The organism is Bacillus nitratireducens, assembly GCF_001884135.1.
Taxonomy (GTDB): Bacteria; Bacillota; Bacilli; order Bacillales; family Bacillaceae_G; genus Bacillus_A; species Bacillus_A nitratireducens.
In genome coordinates, this window is record NZ_MAOC01000091.1 from 157,119 (window position 1) to 178,265 (window position 21,147).

Annotated in this window: 24 protein-coding genes, 1 riboswitch and 1 other annotated feature; of the genes, 7 read left to right on the forward strand and 17 right to left on the reverse strand. The window is 36.8% G+C overall.

From position 1 onward, the window contains the following. Nucleotides 1-27: 27 nt before the first annotated feature. From BAU23_RS25625 to BAU23_RS25640, 4 genes are all read right to left on the reverse strand, one after another. A complete protein-coding gene (locus tag BAU23_RS25625; protein ID WP_071735600.1) occupies nt 28-786 on the reverse strand; it encodes an SDR family oxidoreductase in 759 nt (252 codons plus the stop codon). A 57-nt stretch (nt 787-843) separates the two neighbouring features. Next, nucleotides 844-2,502, reverse strand: coding sequence for a putative ABC transporter permease subunit (locus BAU23_RS25630; protein WP_071735436.1), 1,659 nt, complete (start codon nt 2,500-2,502; stop codon nt 844-846). Continuing rightward, nucleotides 2,495-3,220: an ABC transporter ATP-binding protein gene (locus BAU23_RS25635; RefSeq protein WP_000570208.1), complete on the reverse strand. Its 726-nt coding sequence runs from the start codon at nt 3,218-3,220 to the stop codon at nt 2,495-2,497. The genes BAU23_RS25630 and BAU23_RS25635 overlap by 8 nt, the downstream gene beginning before the upstream one ends. A gap of 88 nt (nt 3,221-3,308) precedes the next feature. After that, nucleotides 3,309-3,503 (reverse strand): hypothetical protein, encoded by a 195-nt coding sequence (locus BAU23_RS25640; protein ID WP_000955218.1) that lies wholly within the window; start codon nt 3,501-3,503, stop codon nt 3,309-3,311. A 329-nt stretch (nt 3,504-3,832) separates the two neighbouring features. On the opposite strand from BAU23_RS25640, the gene BAU23_RS25645 reads away from it, so the two are divergent. Both BAU23_RS25645 and BAU23_RS25650 read left to right on the forward strand, forming a co-directional pair. Continuing rightward, nucleotides 3,833-4,192: a DUF3796 domain-containing protein gene (locus BAU23_RS25645; protein ID WP_000859232.1), complete on the forward strand. Its 360-nt coding sequence runs from the start codon at nt 3,833-3,835 to the stop codon at nt 4,190-4,192. Further along, nucleotides 4,180-4,380, forward strand: coding sequence for a helix-turn-helix transcriptional regulator (locus BAU23_RS25650; RefSeq protein WP_000896301.1), 201 nt, complete (start codon nt 4,180-4,182; stop codon nt 4,378-4,380). The genes BAU23_RS25645 and BAU23_RS25650 overlap by 13 nt, the downstream gene beginning before the upstream one ends. Nucleotides 4,381-4,474: 94 nt before the next feature. Here BAU23_RS25650 and BAU23_RS25655 read toward each other — a convergent pair whose 3' ends face one another. From BAU23_RS25655 to BAU23_RS25675, 5 genes are all read right to left on the reverse strand, one after another. Then, nucleotides 4,475-5,185, reverse strand: a complete 711-nt coding sequence (locus BAU23_RS25655; RefSeq protein ID WP_071735438.1) for a YjjG family noncanonical pyrimidine nucleotidase — start codon at nt 5,183-5,185, stop codon at nt 4,475-4,477. A 44-nt stretch (nt 5,186-5,229) separates the two neighbouring features. Further along, nucleotides 5,230-6,174 carry a phosphotransferase family protein gene (locus tag BAU23_RS25660; RefSeq protein ID WP_001255093.1) on the reverse strand — a complete coding sequence of 315 codons (945 nt, stop codon included), beginning with the start codon at nt 6,172-6,174 and terminating at the stop codon, nt 5,230-5,232. 228 nt (nt 6,175-6,402) lie between these two features. Beyond that, nucleotides 6,403-7,434, reverse strand: a complete 1,032-nt coding sequence (locus BAU23_RS25665) for a tyrosine-protein phosphatase (protein ID WP_000437813.1) — start codon at nt 7,432-7,434, stop codon at nt 6,403-6,405. A gap of 90 nt (nt 7,435-7,524) precedes the next feature. Next, complete coding sequence (locus tag BAU23_RS25670) at nt 7,525-8,364, reverse strand: hypothetical protein (protein ID WP_000890612.1); 840 nt, start codon at nt 8,362-8,364, stop codon at nt 7,525-7,527. Between the two features lie 49 nt (nt 8,365-8,413). Then, nucleotides 8,414-9,136, reverse strand: coding sequence for a GNAT family N-acetyltransferase (locus BAU23_RS25675; RefSeq protein WP_071735440.1), 723 nt, complete (start codon nt 9,134-9,136; stop codon nt 8,414-8,416). A 123-nt stretch (nt 9,137-9,259) separates the two neighbouring features. On the opposite strand from BAU23_RS25675, the gene BAU23_RS25680 reads away from it, so the two are divergent. Continuing rightward, nucleotides 9,260-10,099, forward strand: a complete 840-nt coding sequence (locus tag BAU23_RS25680) for a DUF2785 domain-containing protein (RefSeq protein ID WP_000355434.1) — start codon at nt 9,260-9,262, stop codon at nt 10,097-10,099. A gap of 17 nt (nt 10,100-10,116) precedes the next feature. After that, the gene (locus BAU23_RS25685; protein WP_000540471.1) at nt 10,117-10,566 is read left to right on the forward strand and encodes an NUDIX hydrolase; all 450 of its coding nucleotides are present in this window, start codon (nt 10,117-10,119) and stop codon (nt 10,564-10,566) included. A 108-nt stretch (nt 10,567-10,674) separates the two neighbouring features. Here the strand turns inward: BAU23_RS25685 and BAU23_RS25690 are convergent, their stop codons facing one another. From BAU23_RS25690 to BAU23_RS25710, 5 genes are all read right to left on the reverse strand, one after another. Further along, nucleotides 10,675-11,055: a VOC family protein gene (locus BAU23_RS25690; protein WP_000687560.1), complete on the reverse strand. Its 381-nt coding sequence runs from the start codon at nt 11,053-11,055 to the stop codon at nt 10,675-10,677. A gap of 45 nt (nt 11,056-11,100) precedes the next feature. Beyond that, entirely contained in the window at nt 11,101-12,141 is a 1,041-nt protein-coding gene (locus BAU23_RS25695; RefSeq protein ID WP_000504458.1) for an ROK family transcriptional regulator, read from the reverse strand. 122 nt (nt 12,142-12,263) lie between these two features. Further along, nucleotides 12,264-13,457, reverse strand: coding sequence for an MFS transporter (locus tag BAU23_RS25700; protein WP_000417596.1), 1,194 nt, complete (start codon nt 13,455-13,457; stop codon nt 12,264-12,266). A 56-nt stretch (nt 13,458-13,513) separates the two neighbouring features. Beyond that, entirely contained in the window at nt 13,514-14,077 is a 564-nt protein-coding gene (locus tag BAU23_RS25705; RefSeq protein ID WP_000845622.1) for a maltose O-acetyltransferase, read from the reverse strand. 220 nt (nt 14,078-14,297) lie between these two features. Then, the gene (locus BAU23_RS25710) at nt 14,298-15,341 is read right to left on the reverse strand and encodes a tryptophan--tRNA ligase (RefSeq protein WP_002076670.1); all 1,044 of its coding nucleotides are present in this window, start codon (nt 15,339-15,341) and stop codon (nt 14,298-14,300) included. 5 nt (nt 15,342-15,346) lie between these two features. Continuing rightward, nucleotides 15,347-15,554: a binding site (T-box leader), on the reverse strand. 152 nt (nt 15,555-15,706) lie between these two features. Here BAU23_RS25710 and BAU23_RS25715 point away from each other — a divergent pair. After that, nucleotides 15,707-16,021, forward strand: coding sequence for a hypothetical protein (locus BAU23_RS25715; RefSeq protein ID WP_000539692.1), 315 nt, complete (start codon nt 15,707-15,709; stop codon nt 16,019-16,021). Between the two features lie 74 nt (nt 16,022-16,095). On the opposite strand, the gene BAU23_RS25720 is transcribed toward BAU23_RS25715, so the two are convergent. Continuing rightward, nucleotides 16,096-17,217, reverse strand: a complete 1,122-nt coding sequence (locus BAU23_RS25720) for an AI-2E family transporter (protein WP_000416919.1) — start codon at nt 17,215-17,217, stop codon at nt 16,096-16,098. A gap of 63 nt (nt 17,218-17,280) precedes the next feature. Then, nucleotides 17,281-17,529 (reverse strand): GlsB/YeaQ/YmgE family stress response membrane protein, encoded by a 249-nt coding sequence (locus BAU23_RS25725; RefSeq protein ID WP_000539733.1) that lies wholly within the window; start codon nt 17,527-17,529, stop codon nt 17,281-17,283. Between the two features lie 231 nt (nt 17,530-17,760). On the opposite strand from BAU23_RS25725, the gene BAU23_RS25730 reads away from it, so the two are divergent. Both BAU23_RS25730 and BAU23_RS30350 read left to right on the forward strand, forming a co-directional pair. Then, nucleotides 17,761-18,228: a GNAT family N-acetyltransferase gene (locus BAU23_RS25730; RefSeq protein WP_071735442.1), complete on the forward strand. Its 468-nt coding sequence runs from the start codon at nt 17,761-17,763 to the stop codon at nt 18,226-18,228. A gap of 33 nt (nt 18,229-18,261) precedes the next feature. Beyond that, a riboswitch (cyclic di-AMP (ydaO/yuaA leader) is annotated at nt 18,262-18,406 on the forward strand. Between the two features lie 96 nt (nt 18,407-18,502). Then, the gene (locus tag BAU23_RS30350; RefSeq protein ID WP_000945247.1) at nt 18,503-18,646 is read left to right on the forward strand and encodes a hypothetical protein; all 144 of its coding nucleotides are present in this window, start codon (nt 18,503-18,505) and stop codon (nt 18,644-18,646) included. Between the two features lie 73 nt (nt 18,647-18,719). On the opposite strand, the gene BAU23_RS25740 is transcribed toward BAU23_RS30350, so the two are convergent. After that, the gene (locus tag BAU23_RS25740; RefSeq protein WP_479370986.1) at nt 18,720-21,086 is read right to left on the reverse strand and encodes a BC_3345 family exosporium-associated protein; all 2,367 of its coding nucleotides are present in this window, start codon (nt 21,084-21,086) and stop codon (nt 18,720-18,722) included. Nucleotides 21,087-21,147 lie beyond the last annotated feature (61 nt).

Sequence of the window (21,147 nt, forward strand, 5' to 3'; positions counted from 1 at the left end):
TTCTCAAGACATGTTTACATAATATTATTATGAATAACCTCCGTTCGAATGAATGACTTGCCCAGTAATCCACTTCGCTTCTTCACTTACTAAAAAGGAAACTAAACGGGCAGCATCCACCGGTTCTCCAACTCTACCTTGCGGGAATTTCCATACTAAATGATGCTGTAATTCCTCTGTAATCCAACCTGTATTCGTTGGTCCTGGATCAACAGCATTGACTGTAATCCCCTTCTCCATAGCAACTGGTGCAACAGAATTTGTAAATGCTTCTATCGCTCCCTTTGTTGCTGCGTATGCCAATTCATCTGGCATTGGTTCCAATGATTGCCCAGAAGTAAGATTTATAATACTACCACTCGTTTTAAGTGAAAAATGTTTAATAAATAATGAACTTAATAACATAGTAGCCCGAACATTAACTGTATAATGTTTATCCAACTGCTCTACATCTAATTCCCCAATTTTCGTATGAGTAGAATACACTGCATTATTAATTAGAATAGATGGATCACCTAACCGTTCTGATACCATATAAAACAAACGATTTGGCGAATAAGACTGCGATAAATTGATTTCTGCCATTTCACATCGAACACCGTAACTTTCAATCTCCTTTTTCAGCAAAAAGGGTTCTTGATCACTCATTCCCCATGGCATCGCTTTATCATACTTTGGCCAGTACGTGAAAAAAATGTCTATCCCCTTTTGAGCAAGCACCTTGCATACAGCTGCACCAATTCCATTCAGACGAGTTGCCCCTGTTACAATTGCTATTTTCTTCACCTTTTTCTCCTCCATCTATACGTAGATCCCCTGCATGAATACAGAGGATCTATCTTCTTATTGAATATTTGACAGTATACGTTCAGCACCTAATTTTAACACTTTAATAAAGATATAGTTTACAATCGTAAACATTACAAATAAAACGATAAACATAATCCACAGTCCTACTTCAAGGAAGAAGTATAATACACCTACACCCGCTACAATAACTAAAGCTATTAAAATATTAGCTAAAAAATTCCACAAAGTTGTATATCGACTTTTAAATAATTTCTGTTCTGTATCCCAATGAATATCTGCAGTTTGTGCATCCCAGCGTGTTCCAATTAAATTAATTAATAACAATCCGTTCGCACTTAGTAAAAACCACAGTATCATGAAGACTGGAGAAATCCCAGCTACGATTGCCATCGTAATACCGAATACTGCTAAAATAATCACATTAATTAGCCAAGCAGTGATTGCTTTCGCAAAAAAGATATCCGAAGCCTTTACTGGTAAATAACGATTCACAAACCAAGAGCTTCCATCTCGTGAAAATGATGTTGTTGCAATAACGTTACTCCCCATTAAAAATAACGATGCACAAAGCCCTACACCAATCGCCAAACCTGCTGATTCTGGATTATTAATGTATCCTGTAATCCACTTTAAATTTCCATCTTGTACGAATAAAACAAAGAACAGCATAATCGGCATAACGAAAGTTTGTACAATGCAATTTAAGAAAAATTGCGGTGTACGGAATAACGTTTTAAATTCTTTTTTCACATATGCTTTTAAATGTGAACTTTGTACCGTTGATTTCTGTAAACCTTCCGACGTAATAGCTTGTTTCTTTGCTGTACTCGTTGAAAGTCCAATAACCCCTTTTAAATATGTACGCTCTGCAATGTAATAAAACAACACAAAGAATACAAATGAAATAAGTGCAAAGATGATTACGTATAAAGGACCCTTCCAATTTGCATTTTCTACTAATGCCACTGCTCCAAAATATGTAGTTGGAAAATAATTTGTCATTTGTACTAAAAGTGAAGATTGGTTGTTCGCAAGATAATTCGTAAGTGCATCTTCAGAAAACGAACTTTTATTTTTCCACTGTAAAAATACATTAATTCCTACAATAAATAGTATACTTACGATTCCAATAAATATATTGCCTCGATCTTTATTTTTCGCTATATTTGTATACCTCATAATAACTGTCATCAGTAATGAAGCTAATACTAACGGCACAATCGGGAAGAGTAAGTAAATAAAAATCATGTATATGTAATATGTAATAAATGCGCCACTTTTTAACCCGTACGTAATAAAGATTGGTAATAAAATGAATGAACTCATTACGTATTGTGTTATTAATACTGTTAAAAATTTTGCCGAAATAATTTGAGCTGGTTTTAATGGTAACGGCAATAACATTTCAATATCATTACTGTAGTAAAATACAGTTAAAATGTTCGTAATACTCATTAAAAATACCCATATACTCGCAATCGCAAGCCCCATTGCGATAATCATTCCTGGGTCTTGCCCTAATTGTTTCATACCTTCATACATTCCGTGCGTCATCGAACCAAATATTAAAAAGCCAACAAATAAAATGGCTGCAAATGAAAATACATACGCCCATCGCTTCTTCTTATCTGTTATAAAATCTGCATAATTTAATTTTAATAATACTTTCGTTAACGTCCAAATTTTACTCATTGCCCGTCATCTCCAAGAACATTTTTTCAAGTGATTCATTGGATTTAAAATGATCTCTCATTTCATCTAAATTCCCTTTAAACTGCAAATTCCCCTTATTAATAATCGCAACACGGTCACATATTTTTTCCGCCACTTCTAATACGTGTGTAGAGAAAAATACAATCTTTCCTTTATCCGCATGTTCTCTCATCATTTCTTTTAAAATATATGCGGATTTCGGATCAAGCCCCGTTAACGGTTCATCTAAAATCCATACATCTGGCTCATGCACGAGCACACCAATAATAACGATTTTTTGTCTCATACCGTGTGAATAACTTTGAATTTGATCCGATAAAGCATTATAAAGATCAAATTTCTTCGCTAAAGACTCGATTCGTTCTTGTCGTACTTCTTTCGGCACCTCATACATATCTGCCATAAAGTTTAAATATTCAATTCCCTTTAATCGTAAAAACATATCTGGACTATCTGGAACATAGCCAAACGTTTTTTTCGCTTCCATCGGCTCTTTCATAATATTTTTACCGTTAATCGTAATGGTCCCTTTATCTACCCCATGGATACCAGTAATCATCTTAATTGTCGTTGATTTACCAGCACCATTCGGTCCTAAAAATCCAAATATTTCTCCGCTAGGCACAGATAAACTTAAATCTTTTACTGCATAGGTAGACCCATTATAACTTTTTGACACATTCGTAATTTCAATCATTCCATCCAATCCTTTCCTTAATTACCAAATAACTATATTGATATTATAGCATACCTCTATTTTTAGATTTTTGTATTTTTCAGTTTTTTTAACCTTTAAAATAAATATACACGCCTAATCCAACGATTAAAACGACAGCTAGTATAATATAAATCATCGTAAGCCGTTTAATATTCCCTTTTGTCGCTTTACTATAATTCGCATCACCATTTCGCCCAATTAGAACCGTTGCAATTACAGTAATCACTACAAGTAATATAACGATCATGATCCCAGTTAACATTCCTTCCTCCCCCTCCTTACAACCATTTTACAATATTATCCTCTTTATTTCGCAGTATATTTAGTCTTTTTACTATTATTATGAAAAGAACTGGAAAACTATTATTACCATTCATATCCATATGTGATATATTTATAACATAACGTGATTTATCCCGCATTAACTGGCAGTAAGACTCCCACCTCAAAATTCGTCTGGAGCAAAGAAGTTAGGTGGGAGATCAACTGCCCGTAAACGCCCGATTGGTGAAGGCTAATAATCAGTGGGGGATGAACACCCCCACTGATTAAAGTTTCACTTTATTTCTAACATTGAAAGGAGAATCTATCGTGAAAACAACTTGGATAAAATATTTAGGATTTCTCGGTTTCTTTGGGTTTCTCGGATTTTTTTATGAAAAAGGATTGTTTACTATGTTCTGTTTCTTCTCCTTTTTCACAACATATAGAACGGTTCAACACGATGAACTGTTTGAACAAATCGTCAATAAGTCGTGCCGCAATGCATTTATCGTTACGTTATTAACTACCGCTATCATTATGTTTATTGAAATGTTATTTCCAAACCCGGCGCTACAAGAGATTGATATCGCTCTTATTTTTGGCACACTTATTCTTACGTTCGGCTTCTCTATGTTCTTTTACGATAAACCTGTTGATGAAATGGAAGATGCGCCATGGCGTTCGTAACGAAGATAAAAGAATACCGTGCCAAATTGAATATGACACAAGAAGATTTAGCGAAAAGTGTTGGTGTACGCCGTGAAACGATTAGCCATCTCGAAAAAGGAAAATACAACCCTTCCTTGCAGCTTGCTCACGATATTGCGAAGGCACTACATAGTACGATTGATGAGATTTTTATTTTTGAGGATTAATGTAAAAAAAGCCCTTATAATAAAGGGCTTTTTTGTCATAACATGTCGTTAAATCGATATCTCTTGTCTAAACGTCGATATAATTTCATTCAGATTAGGAACAGACTACACTTTTTTCCGCAATATCTACAATTCCTAAAATTTGCAGCAAACTCTCCACTTCATAGGTCGGTTTAACACTTGTCTTGTTTTCTTTCAGACTCGGATTATACCAACAAGTATCAATACCGTAATCTTCTCCGCCTTTCATATCAGAAGTTAGCGAATCTCCAACCATTAGTACACTGGATTTATCAGTAATTCCAAGCTTTTCAAATGCATAATCAAAAATCTCACGTGCTGGTTTTTGATGGCCAACCTCTTCTGAAATAATAATATGATCAAAGAAGTTACATAAAGGCGAATTTCCAATTCTTGATTGTTGCACCTTCGTATATCCATTCGTAATAATACCTAGCTTGTAATCTTGAAGGTTCTCACATAATTGTACTGCACCTTCTATAAGGTGTACTTCTTTCCCTAAGTTTTCAAGGTAAACGTCACTAAATTGCTGCGCATCTACTTCGATATTATGAAGTGCAAATAATTGTCTAAATCGGTCTACCGCTAATTCACTTAGCGTAATCATTTTATTCTCTAAATCTCTCCATAATCCATTACTAATCTCTTTATAACTTGCAAGATAATCATCATATCCTGTAGGCATGCCGAACTGTACAAACGCGTTATGTAATGCGTTTCTTTCCGTTTCAGGGAAATCTAATAATGTATCGTCTACGTCGAATAGTATTACTTTGTATTTCATTATGCTCTCCTCAATTCCTATATTAAACACTTCTTATAGCTTAATTATAAGCTTTTATATATTTCATTATAAAGCGCTTTGACTCGCTCTTTATAGAATACACCTTTATCTTCTATTTTCAAATGTGCTATAAATAAGTTTGCAAGCATGACCGCAGTATCTAATCTATAAAACAAACTAACAATATGAGAAGTAGCGCTAAAGATATTATCATTCTTATATCCAGCTTTAAATTCATCCCAACTAACCTCATTCGTTTCAGCTATTCTCATAAGCTCCAATAATGGATGACCAATTAGAGCGTTATCCCAATCAACTATCGCTTTAACTTCTCCGTTATATCCAATTAAATTGGCTGGTCGAATGTCCATATGCAATAAACTCTTTACATGGTCAGCTGTACTAAGAATATGTTCAATTGTTTTTGTCTCTGGAAGTTTAACTCCACAGTTCGTGATTGCATTAAAACCTTCTATCCGTTTCACAATGCGTTCCGATATATACTTACTAATCGGCTCTCTAATGTTCTGCTCATATTGTAAACCATCGATTGGTATACTATGAAGCTCACTAACTAACTTCCCTATTTTACATGCAGAAATTGGCATGTGATCAGTAGATACATGATCCGATATTAAAAAATCAAGTTCGGCAGAAAGATGCAATCCATGTATCTTTGGCACTGGAATACCTTTTGAATAACAAAACTTAGAAAGCTCTGTTTCCTTTTGCAATGAAATCCGACTATTAAATAAATCTTCATTTATATTTTCTACTTCTCTTTCCCACGGCACTCGAAAAGCTAAAGCTCCCTTTTCTGAATCTCCGCGAAAAACAATATTTTGCACTCCCGTTCCAATCACCTTTAAATCCTGAACAGCTAGTTCCTTATAATCTTGACTTAGTATTGTTGCTAACTTTCCTCTTAACCCCTCTGCTTTTAAACGTGTATGAATCATTTTATCCCCCGATTCGTAAGTTCTTCTCATCCATTTTCTCCCCGGTGCACAACACTCCTCATAAACAAAATTATAGCAACAATAAGAAAAGGAGGCTAATCCAATCAGCCTCCCTTCTCATTACTTATCCCGCATTAACGGGCAGTAAAACTCCCACCTCAAATTCGGCGAATGCGAAGAAGTTAGGTGGGAGTCGGACTGCCCGTAAACGCCCGATTGGTGAAGGCTAATAATCAGTGGGGATGAACCCCCCACTGATTAAAGTTTCACTTTATCTTCTAGCAATAACACTTTCATTTCCTCTAACGATTCTTTCGTAAAGCCAAAAGCTTTTTCAGCATACGCTTCAACTGATCCATATTGCTTTTTAACTTCATCAATCGCAGCTTGTAAATATTCAGCACGTGCCTCAAACATCGCACCTAATATTGCTCTACTTTCATCGTTTTGTAGTTTTGCACCTAAAAAGGCCATCATTTTTTCATTTAACTTTTCACGGAAACCGTTACTTAGTAAGTAGTCTTCCATTACTGTTTTTTCTGGTACACCTAGTAACAGTAATAGTAATGCTGATCCAAATCCAGTACGGTCTTTTCCAGCTGTACAGTGGTTTACTAACGGTAAGTTTTCTGGGTTTTGCGCTAAGTTTAAGAAGCTCACGAATGCTTCATTACCACTTACGAAATCTTGATTCATTTTCACAAGATACTCGCCTGGTTTCCCTAACATAGAAAGGTCACCAACCTGGAAAAATTCATTTATGTTCAAGTCTTTCGCCAAGTCTTGCATAACTGGTAAGCATACTTGACGAGCACCCGTAATCTCTGGATTCGGCTTATGCTTCACTTCAAAGTCTGTACGGTAGTCACAAATTAACTTCAAACCAGACTTTTGTAAATAGTCGATGTCCCATTCTGTTAATCCTGCTAATTCTTCAGAACGATACAATTTGCCCCATTTTACTTTACGGCCTTCAGTCGTTTCATATCCTCCCATATCACGGAAGTTAAACGCGCCTTGTAATGGTAATCTACGCTCAGCTACTGTCACTGCTTGTCCATTACTTCCTACTAACCTAAAATATGGACGCTCATTTTCACTCGGGTTTTCAATTGTACATGCTGAATCCCCACTTACTGTTACAAGTAATTCTCCATTTTCTTCAATATGATCTGGTGAAGTACTCCAATAAATACGAACTTCTTCTATATTATTTTCCCACTTTATATGTAACGTATTATCTTCATTTCGTTCTACAGTTGCTTGTAGCCAATTTCTTTGCTGCTCCATTCTCTCACCAACACTTTCTTTGTATAGTCTAATCCTTCTTTATTGTATTATAGGAACGCTTACTTTGTCGTTTCGATTTTTCTTTTTATCTTACAAACATGCAAAAAGTTCTTTTATTTGTTCATAAGTTGTACACGGATTCCCTCGAAATACATATGCGATTTGCTCATCATCTAAATCTTCATATACAACTGTTCCACGATCTGGGTGCGAATAAAACTCTAACCCATTTATCATCTTTTTAACACTATAATTCGTTGTCCATGAAGAAACAGGATAGTACGCTTTGTTTTTATGCCTACAAACCCAAAGTGCATATAGTTTACTATTTTCATCCCAGTATACATACTGCGTTTCGTCATTTCCTAATCCGACCGATTCGAGCTTCCAACTTAACTTTTCATGAATTGGCAATTTCGAATAAATTACGTCATCTGGGGCATTCCAATCACGACATTTTCCTATCTCACCCATTTCACCTCTCTTCGCTTGAAAGCTTAATAAATGAAATGGTGTATGTAATATCGTTTTCGCGAACTCCATATTTATAGGTTGTAACCCGAATAGAAATTTTTCCATTTCATCTTGGTTTACATATCCATGATCAATAGAAATTTCAATTTGCGTTTTCCATTTTGATGTAACGTAACTTTCTTTTCCCTTATAATTTACACCTTTCCAATACACAAGCCCTTTATATTGAAAACAAGCTCCTTTTGCTTGAGAAATACAACTATCTGGAAATACCGGCTCCATTATATCGAGGAAAAACTCTTTTACGCGAAACATACTAGTTGGCGTAACAACTTGAAACCAAACTGTTTCCCACTTTTCACCCTCATAACGCTCTGAAACTTTTTCGATGTTCCAACCTTCTAACAAGATCTCTGGATACAGTAAAACAAAAGAATGAAATTGTTTTTCCAACATATATAACCCTCCCGCTAAATGAGTTCGAGAGAGTAAGCCATCCATCCTTCTAAAACCTTCTCACATATCGCTCAGTAGAGCTCAGCTGCTGACATCCGTTCTTTTCAAAAACATCCTTCATCCACTCATTTTGTACATTTGTCTCGCCAATATAATAAGATGCACCTATTTCTTTTAAAACAAACATTGCTCCTGTAAAGAATGCCATTTCATACCCTTTATTTCGCATATTTGGAGCGACTGCGAAATACATAAGTTTTCCCTCTTCTAACGTACCTCTTTCAATATGCGGGATTACAATTCCTATTGGCTCTTCATCAATACTCGCTGTTAAACAATGTTCTTTCCATCGCCCACCAATTTCTTGTAGCATCGTATTTACAAATTGATCATAATCGATTTGTTCTCCGGTCACTTCATTCCACAGTGAATAAAAAGCGTCTTCGCCTATCTCTTCAATAAGCTTAAAATCAATTTCACTTTCTATATCTTCAACTTCATATATATCCTTACATACAATCATGTTTTCAGTAATATATTCAAATGAATACGTTTCGAAACATTTCTTATACACATCATAATTTGGGCTATTTGAAGAAATCTCAAATTGCAATTCTTCTATTCCATCTTTTTCAGCTTCAACAACGCAATATTGTATTATCTCTTCTAATTGCTCTTCTGTAAAAACCTCTGCATTATTTTCTTTTATCATTATAGAAGAAGCATTTCTTCTTATTTTAAAATGTTTCTCTAACTGTTCTATAGTCATCATATACTTCCCTCATCTATGTCATTCTCGAATTTCTACTCGTTCTCCTTGCATGAGCAGGATTGTCCTTGAATATATAGAATACTAGAAAACATCGCATCTTTAAAGTGCGGAGGAGGTTCTCCATTGGATATTACAGCATTGCAACAACAGTTAGAGCTTATACAACAAAATGACTATACGCAACTGCATCATATAGATGTAAATGAGTTAACTTTGAACATGCTTCAGTATATTGGAACGACTGATAGTTATGTCCGTTATCAACTTATATATAAATGTTTTGTGCATTTTATTCATCATGAATTCCTTATGGACGATCAGCTGAAATTACTTTTACAAACTTGTTTAAGTGATGAGTATTTATATTGTGACATTCACTCCCCACATACAGATGGGGTTTTCACACGTTCTTATACTGTTTCGTTAATTGCGTTAATACTCCAATTCGCTAACTCGCACTATTTTTTTACAGAGGAGGATATCGAGGAAATAAAAACCAAACTCATTACATATATAAACTTGGAAATGGATTTTCGAGGCTATATTGAAAATAAAGGATGGGCTCATTGTCTTGCACACGTATCTGATGCCTTCACTGAAATTGTTCACAATTCCTATACGACCTTTGAGTGGTACGAAGAATTAATTCATTGTTTATTAAATAAAATGTTCATTCCATCGGATCTATTTCATAATAACGAAGATGAACGCATTGTTACACCGTTACTATCTATGCTATATCATGATTTCCCGCAAGATGAGTTAATTTCAATTATTTATAAAAAAATAAAAAGGCTTCCTCAAATTAGAAAACGCCTTTCCCTTAATGAGTATTGTATTTTATGCGCAAACATTAAAATCTTTTTACGCACATTATTTTTTAGAACAAAAGATGATCATAACTTAGCATTTACAGCACGTAAAACAGAAAAAATGTTAAAAGAACTGCCTAATTATTATTAAATATAAGGAGAAGAAATATGGGCTATATTGAAGACATGAGAAATCTAGTAGGAAATCATCCACTCATTTTAATCGGATCACACGCCATTATATTAAATGAGAAAAATGAAATATTATTGCAGCTCCGTACAGATTTTAATCGCTGGGGCATTATTGGGGGCGCCTTAGAATATAACGAAACGTTAGAAGACGCTTTAAAGCGAGAAGTATATGAAGAAACTGGACTTATCATCAAAAAACCAGAACTATTCCGTACATACTCAGGACCTGATTACTTTCAAATCTATCCAAACGGCGATCAAGTACATGGTGTACTCGTTGTTTATATTTGCCGAGAATTCCACGGTGAGCTTATATGTGATCAAACTGAGTCAAAAGAATTACGCTTCTTTCCCCATGATGAGTTACCTATTACTCTTCATCCAGTAATTGAGCGTATTATTAAGGAGTTTCAGCACTCCAATTAAAAAACATCACATATTGTATATAGAAATAAAACACCCTCATTTCCCGTCATTATAACGTGAAATGAGGGTGTTATCGTTCACCGTAAATCCGAATTGTCCCCTTAGTAGCTAGATTGTTATCTCAATCTGATTTCCTTCAGGATCATTTACTACACTTTCATAGTAACCATCCCCTGTAGTACGCGGGCCGTTTAACACAGGATATCCAGCTTCTCTTAATGTATTAGTTAATTCATTCACTTTTTCTTTACTACCTACAGAAAAAGCAATATGCGCATATCCTACTGTTTGTGTTTGTATTTTATCGTCTATCCCTACTTGCCTCATAAGTTCTAGACGCGCTCCACCTTCAAAAGTTATAAAATAAGATTCAAACTGTTTTTTCGGATTGTGATATAATGTATTTTCTTCACCACCGAAGTACTGTTTATAAAAGTCACGCATACCTTCTAAATCATTCACCCAAATTGCTACATGTTCAATTTTCATAATCGACACCTTTTCTTTTACAATATTCAACCAACAATTTGATATTTAATTTTCTTTGCTTGTTCTTGTAATCATAAGATCAAGTCCCAGGCTTTTTAATCCATATAAATAATCTTCTTTCCAATCGCTCACTGTTATTTGAGGAATATGTTCTGCTGGAATGTACTGCGGACAACTTTTTACAATTTGATCTATTACAAATTGATTCACTTCATCATCACAGAAAATAAACGCATGTGGATTAATAATAGCTATAAATGTAGAAATTAATCGGGTAATAGCATCTATATTATATTCCTCTGGATTATTTGCATCGTTAACTTCGTCTCCACTTCTAAAAGCTTGTAGGAAATTTTTATTATCATACTGCGGAACGAAAGATATCTCTCCTGAGAAAAAGGTGCTTCCTCGTACTACATCTCCATTTATCATAATCCCTGCCCCTGGACCATTTTGACCTGAATACAAATATACAAGAGAGGAATTATCATGATTTCCAGTGTTTTTATAATAACCAAGCACTGCGGCATTCATATCATTTTCTATTACTACAGGTATAGAAAACAGATCCTCCAAATGACTTTTCAAATTAAAATTTTGGAACTTTTCATATCCAGGAATGTAAAAAATACGCCCATTATCGACCGCACCAGGCACACCAATTGATATAGAACTTATTTTCGGAAATGTAGCGATAAGACTTTCTATATGTTCTGTCAATAAATGTAAACCCGTATCCATCAATACACTTGAAGTACTTCCTTGTTCTTTTACTTCCCCTAAACAGTTAAAAATTGTATAGTTCGTCTCATTTTTTTCTAAAAATATCGCTAATCCTAACATATATTCCGGATTATATACATATCGTTTCGCTCTTCTTCCGCCACTTGAATCATCTAAACCAACTAAAGTGACTTCACCATCTTGTTTCATATTTTCTATAAATTTACTTATCGTTGGAAAACTAATTTCTAATGTATTACTAAGTTCAACTTTCGTCGCACTTCCTTGCTCTAGAAGAGCTGTACGAATGCCGCGAAGGATCGTCTCTTTAATCGATTTTTGAGTAACAAATTGTTCACCCAAATAGCTCACCACCTTAATCAACATACTTATTAAACACTTTTAATAAGTTGCGTTGACAATATATCATACATCATTTTCTAAAGCAATAGAGATGATATATTTCCGCTGCATGCCATTCTTATTTAACTCGATGTATTCTCTCTCGTAATAGATGATACAATTCCAGACAAAAGAACAAATAATAAAACCGCTAGCAAGGCATTACGTATTCCGAATGCTTCTCCAAGTATCCCTAAAAATGGTGGTCCGACTAAAAAGGCTGTATAACCAATGATAGAAACTGCAGCAACATTAGAAGTCGCATTTTCACGATCATCTCCAGCAGCTGACAGACCAATCGGGAAACCTAATGCTGCACCAATCCCCCACAGTACTACACCTAATGCTAGAAAATACGAATTACTCCCAAATATTACGATTGAAATTCCTATGATCGCCATCATAATAGTAGCACGTACAACAACGACACGACCGAATCGATCAAGGAAATAACTACTACACATACGAGCTAACGTCATTGCCATTACAAAAACTGTGTACATAATAGAACCTGTCACTACACTTTGTTCATGTCCGTCTACCATCACGATAGGTAACCAATCATTTGCACTTCCTTCTGCAAAAGCCATTCCAAGCACAAAAAGACCAATTAAAAGCACCTTTTTTTCCATACGTAAGGAAGTACGCTTCGCTCTCTTTTTGTTCTGCGATTTCTCCTTCTTTCCTGTTCCATACGGAAGAAAACGATACACCATACATACAAGTAATACAAACACGACCGAAATCGCAAGAAACTGATACAGAATTGGGATGTGAAGCGACGCTGCGATAGAACCACTGAGCGCGCCTACTAAAGTTCCTACGCTAAAAAAGCCATGGAATTTCGGAAGAAGTGTTGTTCCTAATTTCCGCTCAATGGAAGAACCTTCTACATTCAATGCGACTTCTGCTAACCCATATCCTACTCCAAATACTAGTAAGCTACTAAAAGCCCCCATGCTAGAAACAAAATAAATATTTATACCTAAACAAATCAATCCAACAATCATAAAAAACATACTACCTATAATAACGTCTCTAGCTCCCTTACAGTCAATGAAGTGACTTGCACTCAGTAGACCCATTATTGAACCGACAGATAATCCGAACAAAATCCAGCCCATTTCTGCATTTGACACTGCTAAAATATCTCGAGTAGCTGCTGTTCTTGAAATCCATGTAGCAAACGCGACACCTGGCAAAGCAAATAAGAGAAAAAGAGCGTTTCGAGAGGCAAGTAATGTCTTTGTATGATTGTCCGCACTATATTTCTCCATATGAAACACCTTTCAAATTGTCTATACGATAATGTACGAACTGGCGAAAACGCCCTTTATTCGTCTATCGTTTTAATAAGTTTAGCTGGATTACCACCAACTACTACATTATTAGGTACATCTTTTGTCACAACTGCCCCTGAGGCAATTACAGCATTATCACCAATTGAAACGCCAGGGTTAATAATAGCTCCCCCACCAACCCAAACATTGTTACCTATCTTTACCGGTTTTCCATATTCTTTTCCAGAATTCCGCTCCACCGGATGCAACGGATGCGTAGCAGTATAAATGTGAACACCAGGTGCAAACATACAATTATCACCGATTCGCACTTCACAAACGTCTAAAATAACACAATTAAAATTTGCGAAAAAGCTCTTTCCAACGTGGATATTGTAGCCGTAATCACAACGAAAATCAGGATTAATTTGGGCTTTCCCGTCAGCTGAAGAACCTAAAAGCTGATTTAATAAAGTAAAACGCTCCTCATTTCCTGTCTCCATCGCCTCGTTATAAAGGCGTGTTAAACGTTTTGTCTCCACCCTATCAGCCACTAATTCTTCGTCATCCGCAATATACATTTCTCCCGCCAACATCTTCTCTTTTTCCGTTTTCATACAATCATCTCCTTCGTTATAGAATGAATGTAACTTATTAAACAACTTTAATAAGTGACTTTAATTTTACTTATTAAACATGTTTAATAAGTATCCCTATATTAGCATATTTTTTAATATATGCAACTAATAAGTTTCGAAAGAAAATGTGAATTCCTTACTTCACTTAATGATATTACGCAAAAATTATTAAAATTCATATCGCAAAACAAGGGAACGCTTAACGTCCCCTCTCAAATCCAATTCGTTTTTTAATTTCCGCTAAATTTACCTTCGCAATATCTCGTGCCCTCTCAGCACCTCTCTCTAACGCTTCATATAATAAATGCGGCTCATTCATATACATCTCATAATTCTCACGAGGTCCAGCTAATTCACGGTCTACAACGCGAAACAACTCTTTTTTCACATCGCCCCATCCAATGCCGGTCTCATACTTTTCACGCATCGACTGCATTTCATCTTCTGTCGCAAATTCTTTATAAATTGTAAATAACGTCTCTAGCTCTTTCGGTTCATTCGGAAGTGAAGAATCTGTTTTGATTTTAAAAATTAATTTTCGTAGTTTTTCTTGCTCTGCAAATAACGGGATAACATTCCCATAACTCTTACTCATCTTTCTTCCATCAAGCCCCGGTAAAATTGCACCATCTTCTTGTATCACAAACTCTGGAAGCGTAAATGTCATGCCAAATGTATGATTAAAATACGTCGCAATGTCACGAGCGATTTCAATATGCTGAATTTGGTCTTTCCCTACTGGCACATGAGTAGCTTGAAATAATAATATGTCAGCTGCCATTAAAATGGGATACGTGTATAACCCCATATTCACACCTGCATCGTTCTCTAATCCTGCTTCTTTATTATGCTCTACCTTCGCTTTGTACGCATGGGCACGGTTCATAAGACCTTTCGGAGTTAGGCAAGATAGTATCCACGTTAATTCTAAAATCTCCGGTATTTCTGTTTGGCGATAAAAAATAACGTCTTCACTAAGTCCAAGCGATAACCAAGTTGCTGCTACCTCTTTCGTATAATTATTGAACTTCGCCGGATCATGCACAGCATTTAACGCATGATAGTCAGCTATAAAATATAATGCTTTTCCTTCATTATTTTTTGACATTTGTAATGCTGGTTTAATTGCACCAATATAATTTCCTAAATGCGGATAACCTGTCGGCTTAATTCCTGTTAACATTATTTTTTCACTCACACTAACTCCTCCTTCCTCAAAATAAAAATAAAAAGAGCCCCTCATCCTATAAAAAGGACGAGAAACTCCCGCGGTACCACCTTAATTAGCTATCATTAGCTCACTTCATACTTCGATAACGTGAAGTAACCGTCTTTACCTACTCATTTCAGCGAGAAGCTCCAGAGCCCATTCCATATTCATCCCTTACTGATTTCCACCACACATCAGCTCTCTAAAAAGTTTCGAATATGTACTCTTCTCTTTCATTGCTTTTAGTTATTTTTTACAGTTTATCACATTTGTCGTTCATCTAAAACTGAATTTTCTTTTTTTGTTAGATTTTAGCAATAGTGATTACCAATTTATTCCGAACAATATATAATCAATATATATAGAATCGATTTACAATAAAAAAACGAGGTGATGTCATGGGTTGGTTTACTAAAAAGAATGATACGTTTAAGATTGATGTATTTAAGAACGATGATAAAAGTCAAGATGATACTTTAGGGGTAATTATACATTTCACACCTATCGCTATATATTTATACACTTGCGATGAGTACATAGAAACATTTGACGGTGCGCTCACTTTTGAAAATGAGAACGGAAATCAAGTAGAAATCGGGGGTACCTTCATTTCTCTTGAAGTAGATGCTAATTTTCGCATGGACGATTTAATATTTGATTACAAACTAAAGGAAAGCAATCTACCTATTATTGAGTTAAAAGCCTACGCATAAGGTGAATTTGTTTACTATAACAAGACTATAAATGAAAAAGAGCTAAAACAGTTTTATCTGTTTTAGCTCTTTTTTCACGTATTCAACTTAACAAATCTATACCCATGCGTTACTAACACTTTTAATATCGCATATCCTGGAATTGCTAAAATAATCCCCATAATTCCAAATAAATTTCCGGCAGTTAAAATAATAAAAATGATAGTAATCGGGTGAATGTCTAGTTTTTTCCCCATGACTTGCGGAGAAATAAATTTACCTTCTGCTAATTGTACAACCATCATAACGATAATTACTTTTAACACCATTGATGGCGAGTCAATAAACGCGATAATTAATGCTGGTGTAATTGCAATGATTGGTCCTACGTACGGAACAATATTTACAATCATTGCCAAAATAGCGAGTAGTACTGCATATTTAATACCAATAATAAGGTAACCGATTAATAGCATAATACCGATAAACAAGCTAACAATAATTTGCCCTCTAATATACGAGCTAATCGCATAATGCATATCATCTAGTATTCTCATCGCTGCTGGTTGTCTTTGCTCTGAAATAAACTTTAAAAAGTGATTCGGTAATTGCTCACCATCTTTTAAAAGATAGAACAATATAAACGGAACCATTACAAACGTTAAAACGACCTCTGTAACAGTACTTAAAAATCCAGTTACATTTCCAGTTACTGATGATAATGATTTCGTAAAATCAACTGTGTAGTCTTTTACCATACTCGCTACATCAATATTTAAATTCTCCTGAATTTTTCCTAGTAAATTACTTTCCCCGAATCTACGTGCTGCTCGTTCAATTTCATGACCGAAATACGGTAGGTTATCTATTAATGCATCGATTTGATCTTTTATAATCGGTATTACTGTTACAACTAAAAATACAAATAATCCTAGTACTATTATATATATAGAAGCTATTGATACGATTCGTGAAACACCTTTCTTTTCTAAAAGCGAAACGAATGGATGTAAAATATAAAATAGCACACCCGCTAATAATACCGGGAAGAAAATTGTTTTTAAAAAGACGATAAACGGAGTAAAAACAAAAGAAATTTTCGTTAGCAATAATATGTTGATAAACAATAATGCAAACCCAAGTAGCACCGCTAAATAATTTTGTTCTCTAAAAAACTTTTTCAACTTATCTCTTTTTCTTATATTTACTTTTTCCAACTAAACCACCTCTTCGAATGATGAAAAGCCCTTATTCAGGGCTTTTCGTCATGATCTATATCTTTATTTCCTTGCAGCTTTCACTACAAATGATACAATAAGAATTAATACAATTGCACCTAATAATGCTGGCACGACATGAATCCCACCAAATGATGGTCCAAAAGATCCAAATAATCTACCACCTAACGAAGCACCTAATAAACCTGCTATAATATTTCCGAACATACCACCTGGAAAATTTTTACCCGTTATAGAACTAGCAATTGCACCTATAATAGCACCAACTATTAATGTGATAATCCATCCCATTTTTAGTCCTCCATTTCTATTATAGTTTGTATGATCAAACATAAGGGTAACCAAACTCTTATATAAGATTATAAACTCATTTACACTAAATATATTCTACTATAGAAATATAGCTTAGAATAATATATGTATGGAGATACATATATTATATGCAAAAAAGAAAAATATTGTCAAACTTAGCCAAAAAGGAATTATATTAATATATCATATATAAAGGAGGTTTCTTGATCTATGATTCACAAATTACATTCCAGTTCTTTTGAGGTAGCATCATCCATATTACAAGTTCAAATCCCAGCCTATAAAGTTGAAGCATTCTATTTAAACAGTACTGCAATACCCCGTTTATATGATACTGTAAACGATATTCAAAGTTGCGATGAAACATTCTATGGATATTTTTCTGAAAATAAACTTGTCGGTTTTATTTCCTTTATGCAAGAAGAACAACGAATTGATATCCACCGACTCGTTGTATCGCCTGATTTTTTTCAAAAAGGAATCGCAACGAAACTGCTACTTTTTATTTTTAACATGTTCCCTTCTTCAATGACATACATTGTACAAACAGGTAAAGCGAATACCCCTGCTATTACATTATATAAAAAACACGGATTCATTACAGTATCAGATACAATACTTCCTAATGGTATGATTCTTACACAATTTAAAAAAGACAGAAAACATAAAATAATTTGACTTAACTGTTTGTTCATGTTATTTTTTACCTTATAAAACCTTTTGCTGAGTCCAAATTTTGGAGCGGGGGAACCACTTATGTAGCTTTTTGCTACTTGGGGCGAATCTTTTTTAAGTAGGGAAACTCTCACTTCCCGAGTCCGACAGCTAACCTCGTAAGCGTAATGGGAGAGGAAGGTGCTTTTTGCCTATGTTACACAGTATGCCTCCTTAGTTATAAATATGGGAACGATACCAATAGACACCTATATTTATAGAAAAGGAGAAATGTATAATGTTACGTTTATCAGATCACGAAATAAAAATGATGGAACAAAGACTTCGACTAGAACAACACCGCACATATCAAGCAAATAAAGTTATAGATAACTTACATCACAAATACTTCTTTCAGCATATTTTTCAACCGAAAAGATAAAGAAAATGTTTATTTAATATTAAAAAACACAAGGTGTGTCTTACAAAGACATTCCTTGTGTTTTTTATATTCTTTATAAAATTCTCACTACATTTAAACTTGCCGTAATCGCGCCTGCTATAGTGGTCACATGCCCTACACCTAATGGGCCATTTTGTAATATTAACGTTGAATTGGCACTCGCTACATTTACAAGAAGTGTATTTGAAATGGCTGGTTCGATTACTACAGTTGATGTCGTTACGTTTTGTATAAAACTCCCTGTCAATTGGCTTCCATTTAGTAGTAATCTGACAGATACTGTCTCATTCCCAGCACTTGCATCCCCTTGAAAATAATAGCTTACTAAATATATTCCTGGTGTAGATACGGTAACGGTTGTCGCACTAGTTAAAGATACACCTGCTCCATATACGGTAGATCCACTATTAATTGGAATATTGGCATTTGCCGCAATTGCACTCGTTGATGTAGAAAAGAAATAACCGCCACCTGTTGATATTGCAGATGATCCAGTTGCACCTGTCAAGCCGGTTGGACCCGTGGCACCAGTTGGGCCTGTTACTCCCGCCTGACCAGTCGCACCAGTTGCTCCTCTTATCCCTTGTAACCCTGTCGGGCCTGTCGCACCAGTCACTCCCGTCGCTCCAGTTGCTCCGGTTGATCCCGTCACACCTTGTGGACCTTGTATTCCTTGTATTCCTTGTGGACCCGTTACTCCCGTCGCTCCGGTCGCTCCCGCCTGCCCCGTTATCCCTTGTGGACCTTGTATTCCTTGCACCCCTTGTGGACCAGTTGCTCCCGTTGGGCCTGTTGCTCCCGCCTGCCCCGTTACCCCTTGTGGACCTTGAATTCCTTGTATTCCTTGTGGACCAGTTGCTCCCGTCGGTCCTGTTGCCCCGGTTAGACCAGTTGGACCTGTTGATCCGGTTATTCCTTGTATTCCTTGAGGTCCAGTTGGGCCTGTTGGACCAATCGGACCTTGTATTCCTTGCAGACCTTGAATGCCCTGTGGACCGGTTGGGCCTTGTATCCCTTGTATTCCCTGAATTCCTTGCGGGCCGGTTGCACCAGTTGGACCTGTTGGACCTTCTGGACCTTGTACGCCTTGGATTCCAGTCGCTCCGGTTTGACCTATACCTCCTTGTGGCCCCTGAATTCCTTGAATTCCTTGCGGGCCAGTTGGACCTGTCATACCACTTATCCCTTGCACTCCTTGTAAACCTTGAGGACCGGTTGGACCTATTGGACCTTGGATTCCTTGCAGACCTTGTAAGCCTGTTGGTCCGGTTGCTCCCATTACTCCTTGCTCACCTTGAATTCCTTGCACTCCTTGTGGACCGGTTGGACCTATTGGCCCCTGTGCCCCTTGCACTCCTTGTGGACCTACCTGGCCAGTTGCTCCTATCGGTCCCTGTACTCCTTGTAAACCTTGTAAACCTGTTGGACCGGTTGCTCCCATTACTCCTTGTGGCCCTTGAATTCCTTGGTCCCCCGTTGGACCGGTTGCCCCCATTGGTCCCTGTACGCCTTGCAAACCTGTTAAACCGGTTGCCCCGGTAGGTCCCATTACACCTTGAACACCTTGAATTCCAGTCGCTCCGGTTGCCCCTGTCGCCCCAGTTGCCCCCGTTGCTCCCGTTGCCCCAGTTGGGCCTCCTGGTGATCCGGCTGGACCCGTTGGGCCGGTTGGGCCTCCTGGTGGACCGGTTGGACCGGTTGCTCCTGTTGGACCCGTTGCAGATCCAGTTGGACCGATTCCCCCAGTTGAGCCTGTTGAGCCTGTTGGACCTGGATCCCCTTGCAAGCCCGTTACTCCTGTTGGTCCTATTCCCCCTTGTACTCCTTGTATCCCCTGAGAACCTGTTGGACCGGTTAGCCCCATCTCACCTTGCGGCCCTTGTAAACCTTGAACGCCAGTTGCTCCTGTTGGTCCCATTGGCCCTTGTTCCCCTTGAATTCCTTGAGAGCCTGTTGGACCGGTTGGACCAATCGGACCCTGAATGCCTTGTATACCTGTTACACCTTGTAAACCACTACTCCCTAAATCCCCTTGCATACCTTGTATACCAGTATTTCCTGTTGGACCAGTCGGACCTAATTCGCCTTGCACTCCTTGTATACCTTGTATTCCTGTTGGACCCGTTGGACCAATTTCACCTTGCATACCTTGAATGCCTTGTATTCCTGTTAGACCTGTTTCTCCCATTGGACCAGGTATTCCTTGGATACCTTGAATTCCGGTTGGACCGGCTGGCCCCCTTTCTCCTTGTATACCTTGAACACCTTGAATTCCCTGTGGACCTTGTGGACCCGTTGCCCCTCTAGGACCGGTGATGCCTGGAGGACCGACTGGACCTTCATGGCCTCCAGTTGGACCAGTCGGACCACTGTTACCAGCTGGTCCAATTGCTCCCACAAGCGGAAGAGGCAGTGCCACTCCGAATTTTTTGCAATTTCTATGATGACGCACAACAATCCCCCTTCCCAAAAATAATTAC